The sequence below is a fragment of the Fodinibacter luteus genome, assembly GCF_039541575.1.
In the GTDB taxonomy this organism is placed as follows: Bacteria; Actinomycetota; Actinomycetes; order Actinomycetales; family Dermatophilaceae; genus Fodinibacter; species Fodinibacter luteus.
The window spans coordinates 110,479-126,888 of sequence record NZ_BAABGM010000001.1; the positions used below are offsets into that span (position 1 = coordinate 110,479).

The window sequence follows — 16,410 nt, forward strand, 5'->3', positions numbered from 1 at the left end:
ACGGGCCGACGGGCCGACGGGCCGACGGGCCGACGGGCCGAGCGACTCAGCCCAGGGCGGCGTAGGCGACGGCGATCGCCGTGCCCACGCGGGCGTTGTGCCGCACGAGCGCGAGGTTGGTCTGCAGCGACCGGCCACCGGAGAGCTCGACGAGCCGACCGAGGAGGTACGGGGTGATGTCCTTGCCGGTCACCCCGCGCTCGTCGGCGTCGGCGAGCGCCCGCGCGATGACCGCGTCGATGTCCTCGTGGGCCATCTCGTCGGCCTCGGGGACGGGGTTCGCGAAGGAGATGCCGTTGCCGAGCCCGAGCCCGAACGACGCGGCCATGAGGCGGGCGGCCTCCTCGGGCGTGTCGACCCGCATCGGCACGGCGAGGCCGCTCGACCGGGAGAAGAACGACGGGAACTCATCGGTGCCGTAGCCGACGACCGGCACGCCGTAGGTCTCGAGCACCTCGAGCGTGCGGCCGATGTCGAGGATCGACTTCACGCCGGCGGAGACGACCGCGACCTCGGTGCGGGCGAGCTCGGTGAGGTCGGCCGAGACGTCCATCGAGGACTCGGCGCCCTGGTGGACGCCGCCGAGGCCCCCCGTGACGAACAGCCGGATGCCGGCCAGCCCTGCGACGCGCATCGTGCTCGCCACGGTGGTGGCCCCGTGGACTCCGGTCGCGACGACGTGTGGGATGTCGCGGATGCTCACCTTGCGGATCGTGCTGTCGGCGCCGAACAGCTCGAGCTGCTCGTCGGACAGGCCGACGGTCGGGCGCCCGCCGAGGATCGCGATCGTCGCCGGCACCGCACCCCCGTCGCGGACGATCTGCTCGACCTCGCGGGCCATGGCCACGTTGTCGGGGTACGGCATCCCGTGGCTGATGATCGTCGACTCGAGGGCGACGACCGGGCGTCCCTCGGCCAGGGCCTCGCGGACCTCCGGGGCCAGCGCGAGCATCGGGTGGGGGGTGGTGGCGGTCATGCGGGGATCTCCTCGGTGTGCGGGTGGTCGGGGGTGACGTGTGCCGCGACGAGGGCGGCGGTGAGGTCGGGGCGAACGGTCTCGGTCGAGGCGCAGGTCAGCGCGGCGACGGCCTGGCCGACGCGCGCGGCCTCGACGACGTCGGCCCCCTCGAGGAGCGCGTGGACGTAGCCGGCGGTCATCGAGTCGCCGGCGCCGGTGACGTCGGCGACGTCGACGGGCGGGGCGTCGACGAGCACGACGCGGGGTCGGGATGCCGTCGCGTCGCCCCGGGCGGCCGGCCCGCCGCCCCGGATGGCCGGCCCACCGCCTCGGGTGGCCGGCCCACCGCCCGCGCGCGGCCCGTCGTCGGAGGGTGGGGGGGCGACCGAGAGCAGGCTGCCGTTCGTCCCCCGCCGCACCCAGACGTGCCGGACACCCCGGGCGTGCAGGCGCAGCGCCGCCGCGCGCACGGCATCCACGGTGTTCTCGACGCGCTCGCCGAGCAGCGCGCCGAGCTCGTCGACGTTGGGGGTCACCGTGTGCACGGGGAGCGAGCCGTCGAGCACCGGGGCCACGTCGGTGGCCTTGGCGACGCTCACCGGGTCGAGGACGACGAGGACGCCCGCCTCCTCGGCGCGCGAGAGCAGCCAGCGGACGACGGGGGCGTGCAGGTTCGCGTCGACGACGAGGGCGTGCGCGCCGGCGAGCAGCGTGGGCACGACGGACAGGTCGGCGACGGTGAGCTCGTCGGTGGCGCGCATGTCGGCCACGGCGATGTGCAGCTCGCCCCCGTCGCCGAGCACCGCGGTGTACGTGCCGGTGGGGTGCGCGGAGCGCACGACGTGGCGGCACTCGACCCCGGCGGCGGCGGTGCGCTGGACGACGGTCTCCCCCGCCGGGTCGTCGCCGACGGGGGCGACGAGCACGGTCGGGCTGCCGAGCCGGGCGAGGTTCTCGGCGATGTTGCGGCCGACGCCGCCGACCGCCGCAGATGCCGTGCCGGGATTGCTCGTGCCGATGACCGGGGCGGAGGTCGTGCGCACCTTGGTGTCGAGCACGGCCCCTCCGACGACGAGCACCGAGCCCGTCTCGGGGCGCACGACGTACCCCCGGCCGAGGACGACGCCCTTGCGGGTGAGGTTGCTCAGGTGCACCGAGACGGCGGCCCGGGTCGAGCCGATGCGCTCGGCGATCGACGCCGCGTCGAGCAGGGGCTCCGCGCGCAGGAGGTCGACGATCTCGCGCTCACGTCCGGTCAGGTTCACGTTGCAACTATAAAGTACCTTTGCTGGTTCAAGCAAGCCAGATCCGGTATGGGCGAGGGCCCGCGACCCGCCGATCGACCGATGGGCCGTCAGCGGGGCGCGGGACCTTCTTCGGATCTCCTCCGGTTCCTCGCCCTCGCGGGCCCCGGCTCACACGGGGTGGGGGTCGCGGTGGTGGCGCCGCGACACCATGGCCGCGCCCGCCCCGGCCAACGCGACTCCGGCGATGAGCCCGGCGCCGATCTGGAGGTACTCGACGGCGTCGTCGTCCACGACGATCGTCGTGCCCTTCGGCGCGGGCCCGAACGTGCCGGGCGGGAAGTCCCGGCCACCGGTGCCTGGGTCCGGGATGGCCTGGGCGGGGGCGGCCAGGAGAAGGCCGGCGAGGGCGGTCGCGGCGAGGACGCCGCTGGTTCGCAGTGCGCGTGACGTGGACATGGTGTGCCTTTCGGTGGGGGTGGCGCCGGGCCGGTCGACCCGTCGCCCACCGGTGTGCCACGCCGCGGTATCGGGCCGACTCCCGTCCGGTATCAACCCGGTATCGACGCTGTTGACGGCCGGCCGCGGCGGCCCCACCATCAGCAGCATGGCCATCGCCGTCCTCGGCCCGCTGGAGGTGAGCGGGGCGTCGGCCCGGATCACCCCCCGGGACCGGGTCGTCCTCGCCGCCCTGAGCCTGCGACCGGGCACCGTGCGTTCCGTCGACGCCCTCGCCGAGGCGCTGTGGGGCGAGCGCCCCCCGCCCTCCGGGGCCAAGATCGTGCAGGGCTGCGTGGTCCGGCTGCGGCGTGCGCTCGGCACCCGTGCCGTCACCACCGCCCCGCAGGGCTACCGGCTGAACGTCCCCGGTGAGGACCTCGACCACGTCCGCTTCGAACGGCTCGCCGGCCGGGCCCGCGAGGCGCTGGATGCCGGTGAGCCCGACCGCGCCGCGTACCTGCTCGACGAGGCGCTGCGGCTCTGGCGCGGGCAGCCCTTCCCCGACCTCGGCGAGTGGGCCGAGGCCCGGGGCGACATCGAGCACCTCGTCGAGCTGCACGACCGCGCCCGGGAGGACCTCGTCGACGCGACCGTCCGCACGGGCGGTGACGGCGTCGCCGAAGCCGTGCGCCTCGTGGCCGAGGCCCCGTTCCGGGAGCGTCGCTGGGCCCTGCTCGCCATCGCCCAGTACCGGGCGGGGCGGCAGCAGGACGCCCTCACGACGCTGGCCCGGGCCAGGACGACGCTGGTGGAGGAGCTGGGGCTGGACCCCGGCCCTGAGCTGCGCGACCTCGAGCGGGCCGTCCTGGCGCAGGACGAGGCGCTGGCGTCCCAGGCCGCCCTGCCCCCGCCCACGCCGCACTGCCCCTACCCCGGCCTGGTCGCCTACGACGTCACGGACACGGCGGTGTTCTACGGCCGCGAGGCGGACACCTCCTCGTGCCTGCGTCGCCTGGCCACGGCGGGCGTCCTCGCCGTCGTCGGGCCCTCCGGCATCGGGAAGTCCTCGGTCGTGCGGGCCGGCGTCGCCGCGACCCTCGTCGCCGACGGCACGCGGGTCGACGTCGTCACCCCGGGCCGGCACCCGCTGGACGTGCTGCGCGGCGTGGGTCCGGGACGCGACGACGTCCTCGTCGTCGACCAGCTCGAGGAGGTGCTCTCGCCGGAGGTGCCCGAGGACGAACGCACCGCCTTCCTCACGGCGCTGGTCGAGCGGGCGGGCTCCGGGCGCCCGCTCGTCCTGTCGCTGCGCGCCGACCGGATCGGCGACCTCGGCACCCACCCCGGGATGGCGGGGCTCCTGGAGCGCGGGCTGGTGCTGCTCGGCCCGATGTCCGCCGGCGACCTGCGGCGCGCGGTCGAAGGACCGGCGGGCGAGGCGGGTCTGCGGGTCGAGGCCGGTCTGGTCGACCTGCTGGTCGCGGAGGTCGACGGCGAGCCGGGAGCCCTGCCGCTCCTCGCGCACGTGCTGAGGTCGACGTGGGCCCAGCGCGAGGGGCGGGTGCTGACGCTCGACGGCTACCGCAGGTCCGGTGGCGTGCGCGACGCGGTCGCCCGCACGGCGGAGTCGGTGTACCGCACCCTCGACCCCGAGGGCCGGCGCGCGGTCCGCGACCTGCTCCTGCGGCTGGTGAGCCCGGGGCCCGACGGGGTCCCCGTGGCCAACCGGCTCCCCACCCGCGCGGTGCCGGCCGACGCGGCCCACACGGATGCCGTGGAACGCCTGCTGCGCGCCCGCCTCCTCGGCAGCGACGGCGAGACCGTCTCGGTCGCCCACGAGGCGGTCGCGGACGCGTGGCCGCGGCTGCGGTCCTGGCTCGACGACGACGTCGAGGGGCAGCGCATCATGCGCCACCTCGCCGTGACCGCCGACAGCTGGGACGAGCTGGGCCGGCCCGAGAGCGAGCTCTACCGCGGCAGCCGCCTGTCCCGCACCAGGGACTGGATCGAGCGGGCCAGGCCGTCGCTCACCACCACCGAGGACGACTTCCTCGAGGCGTCCACCGACCTTGCCCGCCGCGAGGCCCAGGATGCCGAGGAGCGCCTACGCCGCGAGCGCCGGCTCACCCGCCGGCTGTACGCCGGCCTGGCGACGGTGGCCGTCCTGCTCGCCGTCTCGGTGCTGGCGGGGACCGCGGCCATATCTGCGGCCGACCGGGCCGACCGCCAGGCGACCGTCGCGGACGCGCGACGGTTGGGGGCCGAGGCGCTGCGCACCCCGGACCTGGACCGCGCGCTGTTGCTCGCCGCGGCGGGGGTGGGCCTGGACGACTCGCTCGAGACGCGCAACAACCTCCTCACCAGCCTGGCCCGTGGCTCCGCGCTCGCCGGCAGCGCACGAGCCTCCGGCGGGATCTTCGGCATGAGCGTGGACGGCTCCACGGGGCAGCTCGCGGTGGCGGCCCCCTCCGGCGCGATGGAGCTCTACGACGGGCAGAGCCTGCGACGCGTGGCCGTGGCTGACGGCCTGAGCGCGAAGGGGGTCGTCAGCAGCCCGGACCGGGAGCTGTACGCGGTCTCGAAGGCGGACGTCGAGATCGGGAACGGACCTGCCGTCGTGCTGGTCGACCACACGCTGGAACGGTCCCCGGTGCAGCTCGGCGGGCAGCCCGAGGACGTCTACGCGTGGGACTCGGGTTTCAGCCCGAACGGACGGTGGTTCGCCGTGTCCCTGATCCACCTCAGGCGCGCTCGGCCCCCGGTCACCGGCGTCTGGGACCTGAGGTCGCCCTCCCGCCCGGTCGCGGTGCTCGAGCTCGAGGCACAGGCCGCCCCGACGGTGAGCGACGACGGGCGCACGTTGTACACGGTGGGCAACGGCACGCTCCAGGTGACGGACCTGCCGAGCGGAGCGGTCCGACGGGTCGTCGAGCCCGAGGCGCTGCGGGTGCGTGAGCTCGGTGAGCAGCTCGCGCAGAGCCCCGATGGCCGGCGGCTCGCGGTGGGGGCAGGCGTCGAAGCTGTGCTCGTCGACCGAGAGACGCTCGAGCCCCAGGCGTACCTCCCCGGGGAGGGCTGGGTCTCCGGCCTGGCCTTCTCCCCCGACGGCCGCCAACTCGCGGCGAGCGGGGAACGTCTTGCCGTGTGGGACGTGAGCGGGCCGGAACCTACGGAGATCCTGCGGCAGGAAGGCCCCACGGACGTGCCTGGCTTCAGCTCGGACGGGCAGACCGTGTACACGGCCCACGGCAACCTCATCCAGGCCTGGGACCTGTCGGGGACACGGCGGTTCCTCGCGCGCCAGCCCGGTGAGGTCCTCGCCTGGGACGCACCGGCCGTCGGTATCTCCCCGGATCGACGCCGGATCGGTTACGCGGCGACGATCCCCCTGCGGTTCCGGGTCAGGGACCTGGTCACCGGCGGGCTCGGCAAGGAGGTGGTGGCCGAGGGGATGGAGCACGGGACGTTCTTCGACCTGGCGTGGCACCCCGACGGGACGCTGCTCACCATCACCAGCGGGGCCCCGGAGGTCCGCACCTGGGACGCGGCCACCGGCCATGAGGTCGCCAGGCACCGGCTCGGGCCACCCGGCTCGGAGGAGGGCGCCTCCGTCGCCCGATTCAGCCTCGACGGCCGGCACCTCCTCGTGGGGACCACCACCGGACGGCTGCACGTGCTCGACGGCCACACGCTCGTCCCCGCCCGGGACCCGATCCAGGTGTTCCCGCCGGACGAGGACTCGGACTCGGACTCGGAGGTCATCGTGTCCTTCGGGCCCGGTGGGGACGGCCGCACGGCATTCGTCGGCAACCGCGTCGTCGACTACCGCGACGGCACGGTGCGCCCGCTCCCGGACCTCGGCGACCCCGCCCCCGAGGTGGTTGCGTCACCTGACGGACGCCGGCTCATGGTGAGTGCCGGTGCCGCGGGCGTCGGTCTCCTGGACACCACGACCATGCAGTGGATCTCGCGGCCCGACCCCGCACAGGCGGGTCTCGTGGGAGCCAGGAGTGCCTTCAGCCAGGACGGCTCCCTCTTCGCGAGCTCCTCGAGCGACCACCTCAGCTACTGGAACGCGGCGACGGGGGCCCTCCTCGGATCCAGTGTGGTCGATGTGGAGGGGGCACCGGCGTTCAGCGCGGACAACTCGGCGTTGACGCTGGCCGGAACCGAGGGGTCGGTCCTCACCTGGAACCTGGATCCCCGGTCGTGGGTGCGGACGGCCTGCCAGCTCGCCGGGCGCGAGCTGACCGAGGAGGAGTGGCGCTCCTACCTGGGCGAGCGCCCCTACGAGCCGGTTTGCCGTGGCTGAGCACCGTGCGCCAGCTCGCGCAACGCCGAGCGCGCCTCGGCCTCGGCCCCGGCGAGAGCAGCGCGGGCACGCTCGAGGCGCGCGACGGCATCCGGCCGCGGCTCGAGACCCCGGCGCCGCACGCGCGCGAGCACCTTGTCGGCCGCGAGGTGCGGGGGCAGGGTCTCGGGGATGCCGTGCAGCAGGTCGGTGTCGTACCCCGCGCCCCCGGCCGCCTGCTTCTCCTCGGCCTTGATCCGCTCCCAGGCCTGCTCGACCTCGGCCGGGGTGCTCGCGTCGCCGTCGGCGAAGACGTGGGGGTGGCGGCGCACGAGCTTGTCGACGAGCAGGCCCGCGACGGTGTCGATGTCGAAGGCCGCCTCCCCCGCGTCCTCGGCGACCCGGGCGTGGAACACGACCTGGAGGAGGACGTCCCCGAGCTCCTCGGCGAGGTGGCGCGGGTCGTCGGCCGCGATGGCGTGCAGCACCTCGTGGGCCTCCTCGACGAGGTAGGGCGCGAGGCTCGCGTGGGTCTGTTCGGCGTCCCACGGGCAGCCACCGGGCGAGCGCAGCCGGTCCATCGTCGCGACGACGTCGAGGAGCCGCCCGCCCTGGACGTCCCACGACCCGACGACGAGCTCGACGTCGGGCGGGGCCTCGAGGCGCGACACCTCCGCCGCGACCGCGTCGGCGAGGCCGGGGTCGCCGTCGGACGCCCCGAGCCACACGACCGGCACCGTGGCGGCGAGGTCGACGAGCCGCCGGGCGAGCTCGGGTGGCGACGCGTCACCGACCTCGTCGACGGCGAGCCCGGCCTCCTCGACGGCCTCGGCGAGGGGGTCGTCGAGGCTGCGGGCCAGGCGCACCGCCGAGGCGTCGACGACCTGCCAGGCGCCGTGCGACAGCAGGCCCGGGGCGACCCGCGGCGAGGTGACCAGCAGCGCGAGCCGGCCGGGGGTCGTCACTGGGCGTCGACGGGCGTGACCCACTCCGGCGAGACGAGCTGGACCGAGGCGGTGTCGGGGTCGAAGGTGCCGTAGCGCGGGTTGACCTCGATGTCGAGCGACCGGAGCTGCTCGGTGAGGGCGGCGCCGTCGGCCTCGGTGAGCTGGCCGGACTGCTGGGCGGCGGTGATCGACGAGGCGAGCCGGATGATGTCGAGCGTGCCCTCGCTCGGGTCGGTGACGCCGCGCTCGCGGGCCTCGCGCCGGGCGAGCGAGTCGGAGACGACGATGCCCCGCTCGCCGAGGTAGCCGAGCACGACGGGCGCCTGGACGAGCGCGGTGAGGGTGCCGGTGGGGGTGAGGGGCTGCTGGAGCAGCGCCGGGTCCATGCCGTTGACCTCGGCCATCGCGGTCTGCAGGTGGGTCTCGCTGATGACGGTCCCGTCGACGACGGCGGCCCGGTCGGGCCCGGCGGCCCCGCAGCCGGCGGTCACGAGCGCGGCACCGACGGCGAGCGCCGCGAGGGAGCGGCGAACCGAGAGAGTCACGGGCAGTCCTTTCGAGGTCGGGTCCCGCTACGCGCGGGCGGTGGCCACCCGGGCGGCCTGCCCCACATTGTCCATGACGACCGACCGGATGACCTCACCAGCCCACTCGAGCACCTCGCGGTCGCGCAGCGGCCGGCCGGCGACCGGCGCCGTCACCGGCTTCGGCACGAGCACGGTGCCGAGGGCCGCCTTGACGATCGAGCGCGGGTGGAGGCGCTGGAGGCGCAGCTCCTGGCTCTCGCGCAGCGCGACCGGGCCGAACCGGACGTGGTTGCCCTGGACGCTGATGTCGGCGATGCCGGCCGCCCGGGCGACGGTGCGCAGCCGGGCCACCTCGAGCAGGTTGCGCACCGGCTCGGGCGGGGCGCCGTAGCGGTCGACGAGCTCGGCCTCGATCTCGGCGAGCTGGGCCTCGTCGGCGACGGCCGCGAGCTTCTTGTACATCTCGAGGCGCAGCCGCTCGTGCGGGACGTAGTCGTGCGGCAGGTGCGCGTCGACGGGCAGCTCGATCCTGATCTCGGCCGGGGTGTCGTCGGCCTCACCGCGGAAGCTCGCGACGGCCTCGCCGACGAGCCGCACGTAGAGGTCGAACCCCACCCCGGCGATGTGGCCGGACTGCTCGCCGCCGAGGAGGTTGCCGGCACCGCGGATCTCGAGGTCCTTCATGGCGACGTGCATCCCGGACCCGAGGTCGGTGTGGCTCGCGATCGTCTGCAGGCGGTCGAGCGCGGTCTCGGTGAGGGGGCTCTCGGGCGGGTAGAGGAAGTAGGAGTAGGCCCGCTCGCGACCGCGCCCCACCCGGCCGCGCAGCTGGTGCAGCTGCGAGAGGCCGAGCCGGTCGGCGCGCTCGACGATGAGCGTGTTGGCGTTCGAGATGTCGAGGCCGGTCTCGACGATCGTCGTGCAGACGAGCACGTCGAAGCGCTTCTCCCAGAAGTCGACGACGACCTGCTCGAGCCGGTGCTCGCCCATCTTGCCGTGGGCCACGGCGATCCGGGCCTCGGGGACGAGCTCGCGGATGCGGGCCGCGGCCCGCTCGATCGTCGACACCTTGTTGTGGACGAAGAAGACCTGGCCCTCGCGCATGAGCTCGCGCCGGATGGCGGCGGTGATCGTCTTCTCGTCGTAGGCGCCGACGTAGGTGAGCACCGGGTGGCGCTCCTCGGGCGGGGTCTGCAGGGTGGACATCTCCCGGATGCCGGTCACGGCCATCTCGAGGGTGCGCGGGATCGGGGTGGCCGACATCGCGAGGACGTCGACCGACGTGCGCAGCGCCTTGAGCTGCTCCTTGTGCTCGACGCCGAAGCGCTGCTCCTCGTCGATGACGACGAGGCCGAGGTCCTTGAAGCGGACCTCCTTCGACAGCAGCCGGTGCGTGCCGATGACGAGGTCGACGGTGCCGTCGGCGAGGCCGTCGAGCACCGCCTTGGCCTCGCGGTCGGTCTGGAAGCGCGACAGCGCCCGCACGACGACCGGGAACCCGGCGTAGCGCTCGGAGAAGGTGTTGACGTGCTGCTGCACGAGCAGCGTCGTCGGGCAGAGCACGGCGACCTGCTTGCCGTCCTGGACCGCCTTGAACGCAGCCCGCACCGCGATCTCGGTCTTGCCGTAACCGACGTCCCCGCAGACGAGCCGGTCCATCGGCACCGAGCGTTCCATGTCGGCCTTGACCTCGTCGATGGTGCTCAGCTGGTCGGGGGTCTCGACGTGGGCGAAGGCGTCCTCGAGCTCGCGCTGCCACGGGGTGTCCGGGGAGAACGCGTGCCCGGACGTCGCCATCCGTGCGGAGTACAGGCGGATGAGCTCGGCGGCGATCTGCTTGACGTAGCGCCGGGCCCGGCTCTTCGTCTGGTGCCAGTCCGAGCCACCCATCCGGTTGAGGGTGGGCTGCTCGCCGCCGACGTAGCGGGTGACCTGGTCGAGCTGGTCGGTGGGCACGTAGAGCCGGTCGCCGGGGTGGCCGCGCTTGCTCGGGGCGTACTCGATGACGAGGTACTCGCGGGTGGCCGTGGCGACGGTGCGCTGCATCATCTCGACGAACCGGCCCACCCCGTGCTGCTCGTGGACGACGAAGTCACCCGGGCGCAGCTGGAGGGGGTCGACCTGGTTGCGGCGGCGCGACGGCATCCGCCGCATGTCCTTCGTCGAGGTGCCCGAACCGCCCGCCGAGCCGGTGAGGTCGGCCTCGGTGACGACCGCGAGCCGCACGCCCGGCACGAGGAAGCCCGGGCCGACGGCCCCGGTCGTCACCGTGACGACGCCGGGCCGTGGGTCGGCGTCGTCGGCGACGAGCCGGCTCGCCACCTCGTGGTCGGCGAGCACCTCCGTGACGCGCTTGGCCAGCCCGGGACCCTCGGTGGCGACGACGACCGACCACCCGTCGGCGACGAGCCGGCTCAGCTCGGCGACGGCCGCCTCGGTGTCGCCCCGGAACGTCGGTGAGGGCTCGAGACCGAGGTCGAGCGTGTCGTCGTCGGCGTCACCGGCGAACGGGGTGAGGTCGAGCCAGCGCACCCCGAGGTCGCGGGCCACGGCCCGCAGCTCGGCGAGGGTGCGGAAGGATGCCGTGCCGAGCACCGCCTGGAGGTCGATGGGCACGGCGTTGCCGCTCGCGGCGTTGGCCCACCCGGCCTCGAGGAACTCCTGGCTCGTCGCGACGAGGTCGTGGGCCCGGGTGCGCACCCGCTCCGGGTCGCACGCGACGAGCAGGGAGCCCTCGGGCAGGACGTCGAGGAGGGTCTCCATGCCGTCGACGAGGGCCGGCGCGAGCGACTCCATACCCTCGACGGCGATGCCGTGCGCGAGCTTCTCGAGCAGGTCGGCCGCGCCGGGCAGCCGGTCGGCGAGCGACGCGGCACGCTCGCGGACGGCATCCGTGAGGAGCAGCTCGCGGCACGGCGGTGCCCACAGGCCCTGGTCGGCGACCTCGAGAGAGCGCTGGTCGGCGACCTTGAACCACCGGATCTCCTCGACGGTGTCGCCCCAGAACTCGAGGCGCAGCGGGTGCTCCTCGGTGGGCGGGAAGACGTCGAGGATGCCGCCGCGCACGGCGAACTCCCCGCGCCGCTCGACGAGGTCGGTGCGGGTGTAGGCCGCGGCCGCGAGGTCCTCGACGACGCGGTCGAGCGGGACCTCGTCGCCGGCCGAGAGGGCGACCGGGCGCAGCTCGCCCAGCCCCGTGGAGAAGGGCTGGAGCACGGCGCGGACCGGGGCCACGACGACGGCGAGCGCGCCGTGGCTGGCGTCGCCCGCCTCGGGGTGGGCCAGGCGGCGCAGCACCGACAGGCGCTGGCCGACGGTGTCGCTGCGGGGGCTGAGGCGCTCGTGCGGCAGGGTCTCCCAGGACGGGAACAGGCCGACGACGCCGGCGCCCAGGCTCGCCTCGAGGGCCGCCTGGAGGTCCTCCGCCTCGCGGCCCGTCGCGGTGACCGCGAGGACGGGCGCCCCGGAGCGGGTCGGGGCGAGCGCCGAGACGACGACGTGGCGGGCTCCGGGAGGGGCCGAGGCGGTGACCTCGGCGTCGGGGGCGGCCAGGGCCTCCCCGAGGCGCGCGATGCCGGGAGTCGCGAGGGCGCGGGTGCGCAGGGCGGACAGCGAGGGCATTTCTCACACTGTAGTCGCGGCCGCCGACCGCCCCGGCATCGGCGGCCCGGCCCGCTCGCCCCGTCGGGTCAGCGCGGGGCGTGGACGCGCTGCTGGGCGTCGAGCAGGCCGAGGACGACGAGCGACTCGACCGCGTCGGCCGCGTCGTCGAGGAGGAAGGGCAGGTCCTTGCGCTCGGTCGGCGAGAAGTCGCGCAGCACGAAGTCCGCGGCATCCATCCTGCCCGGCGGGCGCCCGATGCCCACCCGGACCCGGTGGTAGTCCTTGGTGCCGAGTGAGGAGCTGACCGACCTCAGCCCGTTGTGGCCGCCCTCACCGCCGCCGCGCTTGAGCCGGACCGTGCCGGCGTCGAGGTCGAGCTCGTCGTGGACGACGACGAGCCGCTCGGGCGGCACCGAGAAGAACCGCAGCAGCGCCGAGACCGGGCCGCCCGACTCGTTCATGTAGCAGCTCGGCACGGCGACGACCGCGGCCGGGCCGGGGACCCCGCCGGGGCCGGTGCCGAGCCGCACCTGCGCCGCCTGGGCCCGGGCCTTGTGGGAGCGCAGCGCCACCTGGTGGCGCCGCGCGAGCTCGTCGACGACCATGGCGCCGACGTTGTGGCGGTTGCGGGCGTACGCCGGACCGGGGTTGCCCAGCCCGACGACGAGCCAGGGTCCGCTGTCGGTCACCCGTCCAGTATGCCGGGCGCGGGTGCACGCGCCGGGGCCCGGTCCGTGCGGACCGGGCCCCGGTGTGCGGTGCGGTGCGGCGGTGCGGCTCAGGCCTCGTCGGCAGCCGTCCCGGCCTCGGCGGCCGCGTCGCCCGCGGCGGGGGCGGACCCGGCGGCCTCGTCGGACTCCTCGCGCTCGATGCCGGCCTCGGCCTCGGCCTCGGACAGCTCGGCCTCGAGGGCCTCGGCGGTCACCTGGGCGGTGACGTTGACGACGAGTGCCTCGGCGTCGGTGACGAGCGCGGCGCCCTCGGGCAGCTCGACCTGGCCGGCGAGGATCTGGGTGCCGGCCTCGGCGCCCTCGACGGAGACGACGACGTGCTCGGGGATGCTCGTCGCCTCGACCTCGAGCTGCAGGCTCGTGTGGTCCGTGGTGACGACGGTCTCGGGGCCGGCCTCACCCTCGAGGTGGACGGGGACGTCGACGACGACCTTCTCGCCCTTCCTCACGATGACGAGGTCGACGTGCTCGATGACCGGCTTGATCGGGTCGCGCTGGACGTCCTTGGCGAGCGCGAGCTGCTCCTTGCCGTCGAGGACGATGGTGAGCAGCGCGTTGCTCGACTTGAGCGCGAGCATCGCGTCGTGGCCGGGGAGGGTGATGTGCACCGGGTCGCTGCCGTGGCCGTACATGACGGCGGGGATCTTGTGGTCGCGGCGGATCTTGCGCGCCGCGCCCTTGCCGAACTGGGTGCGGGGCTCGGCGGTCAGCTTGAGGTCGGACACGGGGACTCCTGGGGAGTGAGGGGAATCGGGCAGTCGGTCCTCGACGCGGGACGCGGCACCGGAGGACCGGCGCGCGAACGCCCGCGGATCACCAGGATCTGCGGCCGCCAGCGTCGATCACGGATGCGTCGACCGCGTGTGCGGTCTCCCGGACGCCAGTGTCCGGTGCGACGTCCCTCGCCGAGGCAACCCCGCGAGTCTAGGCGACGGGCGAGGGAACCTCGAAATCGGCCTCTCGGGCGGTGGCGCGGTCGCGGTCGCGCTCACCGAGCCGCACGACGACGACACCGCCGAGGAGGACGACGCCGCCGAGCAGCTGGATGAGCCCGGGCAGCTCGGCGAGGACGAGCCAGGCGAACAGGACGGCGAAGAGCACCTCGGTGAGGCCGACGAACGAGGCCAGGGTCGAGCCCAGGTGGCGGGCGCCGAGGATGCCGAGGACGTAGGCGAGCGCCGCGGCGACGACGACGAGCTCGGCGAGGGCCACCCAGGCCGGCACGTCGGCGCCGGCGACGGACACGGTGGCCGCGCCGACCTCCATGGGGATGACGCCGAGCGCCCCGACGAGGGCGAGGGCGACCGCCCCGGTCGTCAGGCCCAGGCCGGCGAACGCGACCGCCGGCAGCGGGGTCGGCCGGGCCGCGAGGACGTAGTGCCCGGCCAGGCCGGTCGCGGCGAGGAGCCCCCAGAGGACACCGACGAGGTCGGGCGTCGCCTGGCCGGTGACGTCGAGCACGAGGGCGAGGCCGACGAGCGCGAGGACGATGCCGACGAGGGTGAGCCGGTGGGGGGCCCGGCGGGTCAGCGCCCACACCCAGAGCACGACGAGGACGATGCCGAGGTACTCCACGAGCAGGGCGACGCCGACCGGCATCCGGGCGACGGCCTGGAAGTACCCGAGCTGGGCGGCGGCCACCGCGAGGGCGCCGTAGAACGCGGCGTGCGGGAGCGCGCGCAGCAGCACGCCCCAGCGCCCGCGCACGACCCAGAGCGTGAACGGGAGCAGCACGAGCGCCGCCCCGGTGATCCGGGCGAGGACGACGGCACCGGGGGTCCAGCCGGCCTCGATGAGCGCCTTCGCGAACGGCCCCGACGTGCCGAAGGCGGCGCAGGACAGGAGCATGGCGAGCAGGCCCAGGCCCATGTGCCGCCGCATCGCCTCGACCACGGCATCCTCCGTCTCGCGCCGTCGCCCCGACGTCCGGCAGGTTGGGCCCCTGGGGCCCCACGGTGCCGGACGTACCGGCTCAGACCCGAGCGTCAGGAGCAAAGTATGATGTCACCCATGACACTAGTCGTCCCCGACGTCAGGAGTCAAGATGATTTTCACCCATGACACCGACCTGACGCTCATGCATGCCGCGGCCTTGGCCAACACCGGCCCGGCGCGCGGCAGCGAGCACCGGGAGGAGCTGCCCGACCTCGCCTCGCTGCTCGCGTGGATGGACCGGTGGGAGTGGACCGGGCGCCGACCGGGAAGCGAGGCGGAGGCGGCTGCCGTGCGCGCGCTGCGCCCGCGGCTGCGCGAGATCTGGGGGCGGTCCGAGGACGGTCTCGTCGAGGCCGCGAACGCCCTGCTCGAGGAGGGGCGGGCCCTGCCGCGCCTCGTGCGGCACGGCCCGTTCGGCTGGCACGTGCACGCGACGTCCGACGACGCGCCGCTCGCCCGCCGGGTCGCCGTCGAGGTGGGGATGGCCCTCGTCGACGTCATCCGCGCCGGCGAGACCGAGCGGCTCAAGGTCTGCGCCGGCGACGACTGCGAGGACCTCATCGTCGACCTCAGCCGGAACCGGTCGCGCAAGTTCTGCGACGGCACCTGTGGCACCCGGGCCAACGTCGCGGCCTACCGCGCCCGCAGGAGCCGCGAGGCCAGCACCCCCTGAGCGCTGCTCCATGCGGAGTCAGGAGCACTTCGCCGGCTCATGGTCGTGTACGGCCCTGACTTCGCGGAGTGCTCCTGACTTCGCGAGAGGAGTGCGCCGGGTCAGGCGCGGCCGGCGAACAGGCTCGTCACCGAGCCGTCCTGGAAGACCTCCTTGACCGCCGCGCTGATGAGCGGGGCGATCGAGAGCACGGTGAGGCAGTCGATCTCCTTCTCGGGCGCGATCGGCAGGGTGTTCGTCACGATGACCTCGACCGCGGCGCAGTCGCGCAGTCGCTCGACCGCCGGGTCGCTGAGGATCGCGTGGGTCGCGGCGATGACGACGGCCCGGGCGCCGTCGGCCATGAGCGCGTCGGCGGCCTTCGTGATCGTGCCGCCGGTGTCGATCATGTCGTCGACGAGCACGCAGACCCGGTCGCGGACGTCGCCGACGACCCGGTTCGCGACCATCTCGTTGGGACGGTTGATGTCGCGGGTCTTGTGGATGAACGCCAGGGGCACCCCGCCGAGCCGCTTCGACCACTGCTCGGCGACCTTGATCCGGCCGGCATCCGGCGAGACGACCGCGAGGTCCTGGTCGCCGTACCTGCCGGCCACGTACTCCGAGAGGATCGGGATGGCCATGAGGTGGTCGACCGGCCCGTCGAAGAAGCCCTGGATCTGGTCGGTGTGCAGGTCGACGCAGATGAGCCGGTCGGCCCCGGCCGTCCTGAACATGTCGGCCATGAGGCGGGCGCTGATCGGCTCGCGGCCCCGGTGCTTCTTGTCCTGGCGGGCGTACCCGTAGAACGGCATGACGACGGTGATCCGCTTGGCACTGGCCCGCTTGAGCGCGTCGACCATGAGCAGGTGCTCCATGATGCACTCGTTGATCGGGCTCGTGTGGCTCTGGATGACGAAGGCGTCCGACCCGCGCACCGACTCCTCGAAGCGCACGTAGATCTCACCGTTCGCGAAGTCGTACGCGCTCGTCGGCACGAGCTCGGTGCCGAGCTGCGACGCGACCTCCTGGGCGAGCCCGGGGTTCGCGCGCCCCGTAAACACCATGAGCTGCTTCTTGG

The 16,410-nt window shown here is 74.5% G+C and carries 12 protein-coding genes; 2 read left to right on the plus strand and 10 right to left on the minus strand.

Features of this window, described 5'->3' with window-relative positions:
- Positions 1-46 precede the first annotated feature (46 nt).
- From ABD899_RS00510 to ABD899_RS00520, 3 genes are all read right to left on the minus strand, one after another.
- Complete coding sequence (locus ABD899_RS00510; protein ID WP_345201112.1) at positions 47-976, minus strand: pseudouridine-5'-phosphate glycosidase; 930 nt, start codon at positions 974-976, stop codon at positions 47-49.
- The gene (locus ABD899_RS00515) at positions 973-2,223 is read right to left on the minus strand and encodes a carbohydrate kinase (protein ID WP_345201114.1); all 1,251 of its coding nucleotides are present in this window, start codon (positions 2,221-2,223) and stop codon (positions 973-975) included. Before ABD899_RS00515 ends, ABD899_RS00510 begins: the two co-directional genes overlap by 4 nt.
- Positions 2,224-2,373: 150 nt before the next feature.
- Complete coding sequence (locus tag ABD899_RS00520) at positions 2,374-2,661, minus strand: hypothetical protein (RefSeq protein ID WP_345201116.1); 288 nt, start codon at positions 2,659-2,661, stop codon at positions 2,374-2,376.
- Between the two features lie 148 nt (positions 2,662-2,809).
- Here ABD899_RS00520 and ABD899_RS00525 point away from each other — a divergent pair, with 148 nt between their 5' ends.
- Positions 2,810-6,955 carry an nSTAND1 domain-containing NTPase gene (locus tag ABD899_RS00525; RefSeq protein ID WP_345201118.1) on the plus strand — a complete coding sequence of 1,382 codons (4,146 nt, stop codon included), beginning with the start codon at positions 2,810-2,812 and terminating at the stop codon, positions 6,953-6,955.
- On the opposite strand, the gene ABD899_RS00530 is transcribed toward ABD899_RS00525, so the two are convergent.
- The 6 genes from ABD899_RS00530 to ABD899_RS00555 all read right to left on the minus strand — a co-directional run bounded on the left by ABD899_RS00530 (position 6,931) and on the right by ABD899_RS00555 (position 14,635).
- On the minus strand, positions 6,931-7,899 hold the full coding sequence (locus tag ABD899_RS00530; protein WP_345201120.1) for a MazG family protein: 969 nt from the start codon (positions 7,897-7,899) through the stop codon (positions 6,931-6,933). The genes ABD899_RS00525 and ABD899_RS00530 overlap by 25 nt on opposite strands.
- A complete protein-coding gene (locus ABD899_RS00535; protein WP_345201122.1) occupies positions 7,896-8,426 on the minus strand; it encodes a SurA N-terminal domain-containing protein in 531 nt (176 codons plus the stop codon). Before ABD899_RS00535 ends, ABD899_RS00530 begins: the two co-directional genes overlap by 4 nt.
- A 27-nt stretch (positions 8,427-8,453) precedes the next feature.
- Positions 8,454-12,029: a transcription-repair coupling factor gene (gene mfd, locus ABD899_RS00540; RefSeq protein WP_345201124.1), complete on the minus strand. Its 3,576-nt coding sequence runs from the start codon at positions 12,027-12,029 to the stop codon at positions 8,454-8,456.
- A 68-nt stretch (positions 12,030-12,097) separates the two neighbouring features.
- On the minus strand, positions 12,098-12,700 hold the full coding sequence (pth, locus tag ABD899_RS00545) for an aminoacyl-tRNA hydrolase (protein WP_345201126.1): 603 nt from the start codon (positions 12,698-12,700) through the stop codon (positions 12,098-12,100).
- 89 nt (positions 12,701-12,789) lie between these two features.
- Positions 12,790-13,467: a 50S ribosomal protein L25/general stress protein Ctc gene (locus ABD899_RS00550; RefSeq protein ID WP_345201129.1), complete on the minus strand. Its 678-nt coding sequence runs from the start codon at positions 13,465-13,467 to the stop codon at positions 12,790-12,792.
- A 199-nt stretch (positions 13,468-13,666) separates the two neighbouring features.
- The gene (locus tag ABD899_RS00555; protein ID WP_345201131.1) at positions 13,667-14,635 is read right to left on the minus strand and encodes an EamA family transporter; all 969 of its coding nucleotides are present in this window, start codon (positions 14,633-14,635) and stop codon (positions 13,667-13,669) included.
- Positions 14,636-14,786: 151 nt separating this feature from the next.
- Between ABD899_RS00555 and ABD899_RS00560 the strand changes: the two genes are divergently transcribed.
- Positions 14,787-15,350 (plus strand): CGNR zinc finger domain-containing protein, encoded by a 564-nt coding sequence (locus tag ABD899_RS00560; protein WP_345201133.1) that lies wholly within the window; start codon positions 14,787-14,789, stop codon positions 15,348-15,350.
- 101 nt (positions 15,351-15,451) lie between these two features.
- On the opposite strand, the gene ABD899_RS00565 is transcribed toward ABD899_RS00560, so the two are convergent.
- A complete protein-coding gene (locus tag ABD899_RS00565; protein ID WP_425474926.1) occupies positions 15,452-16,396 on the minus strand; it encodes a ribose-phosphate diphosphokinase in 945 nt (314 codons plus the stop codon).
- Between the last annotated feature and the right edge of the window lie 14 nt (positions 16,397-16,410).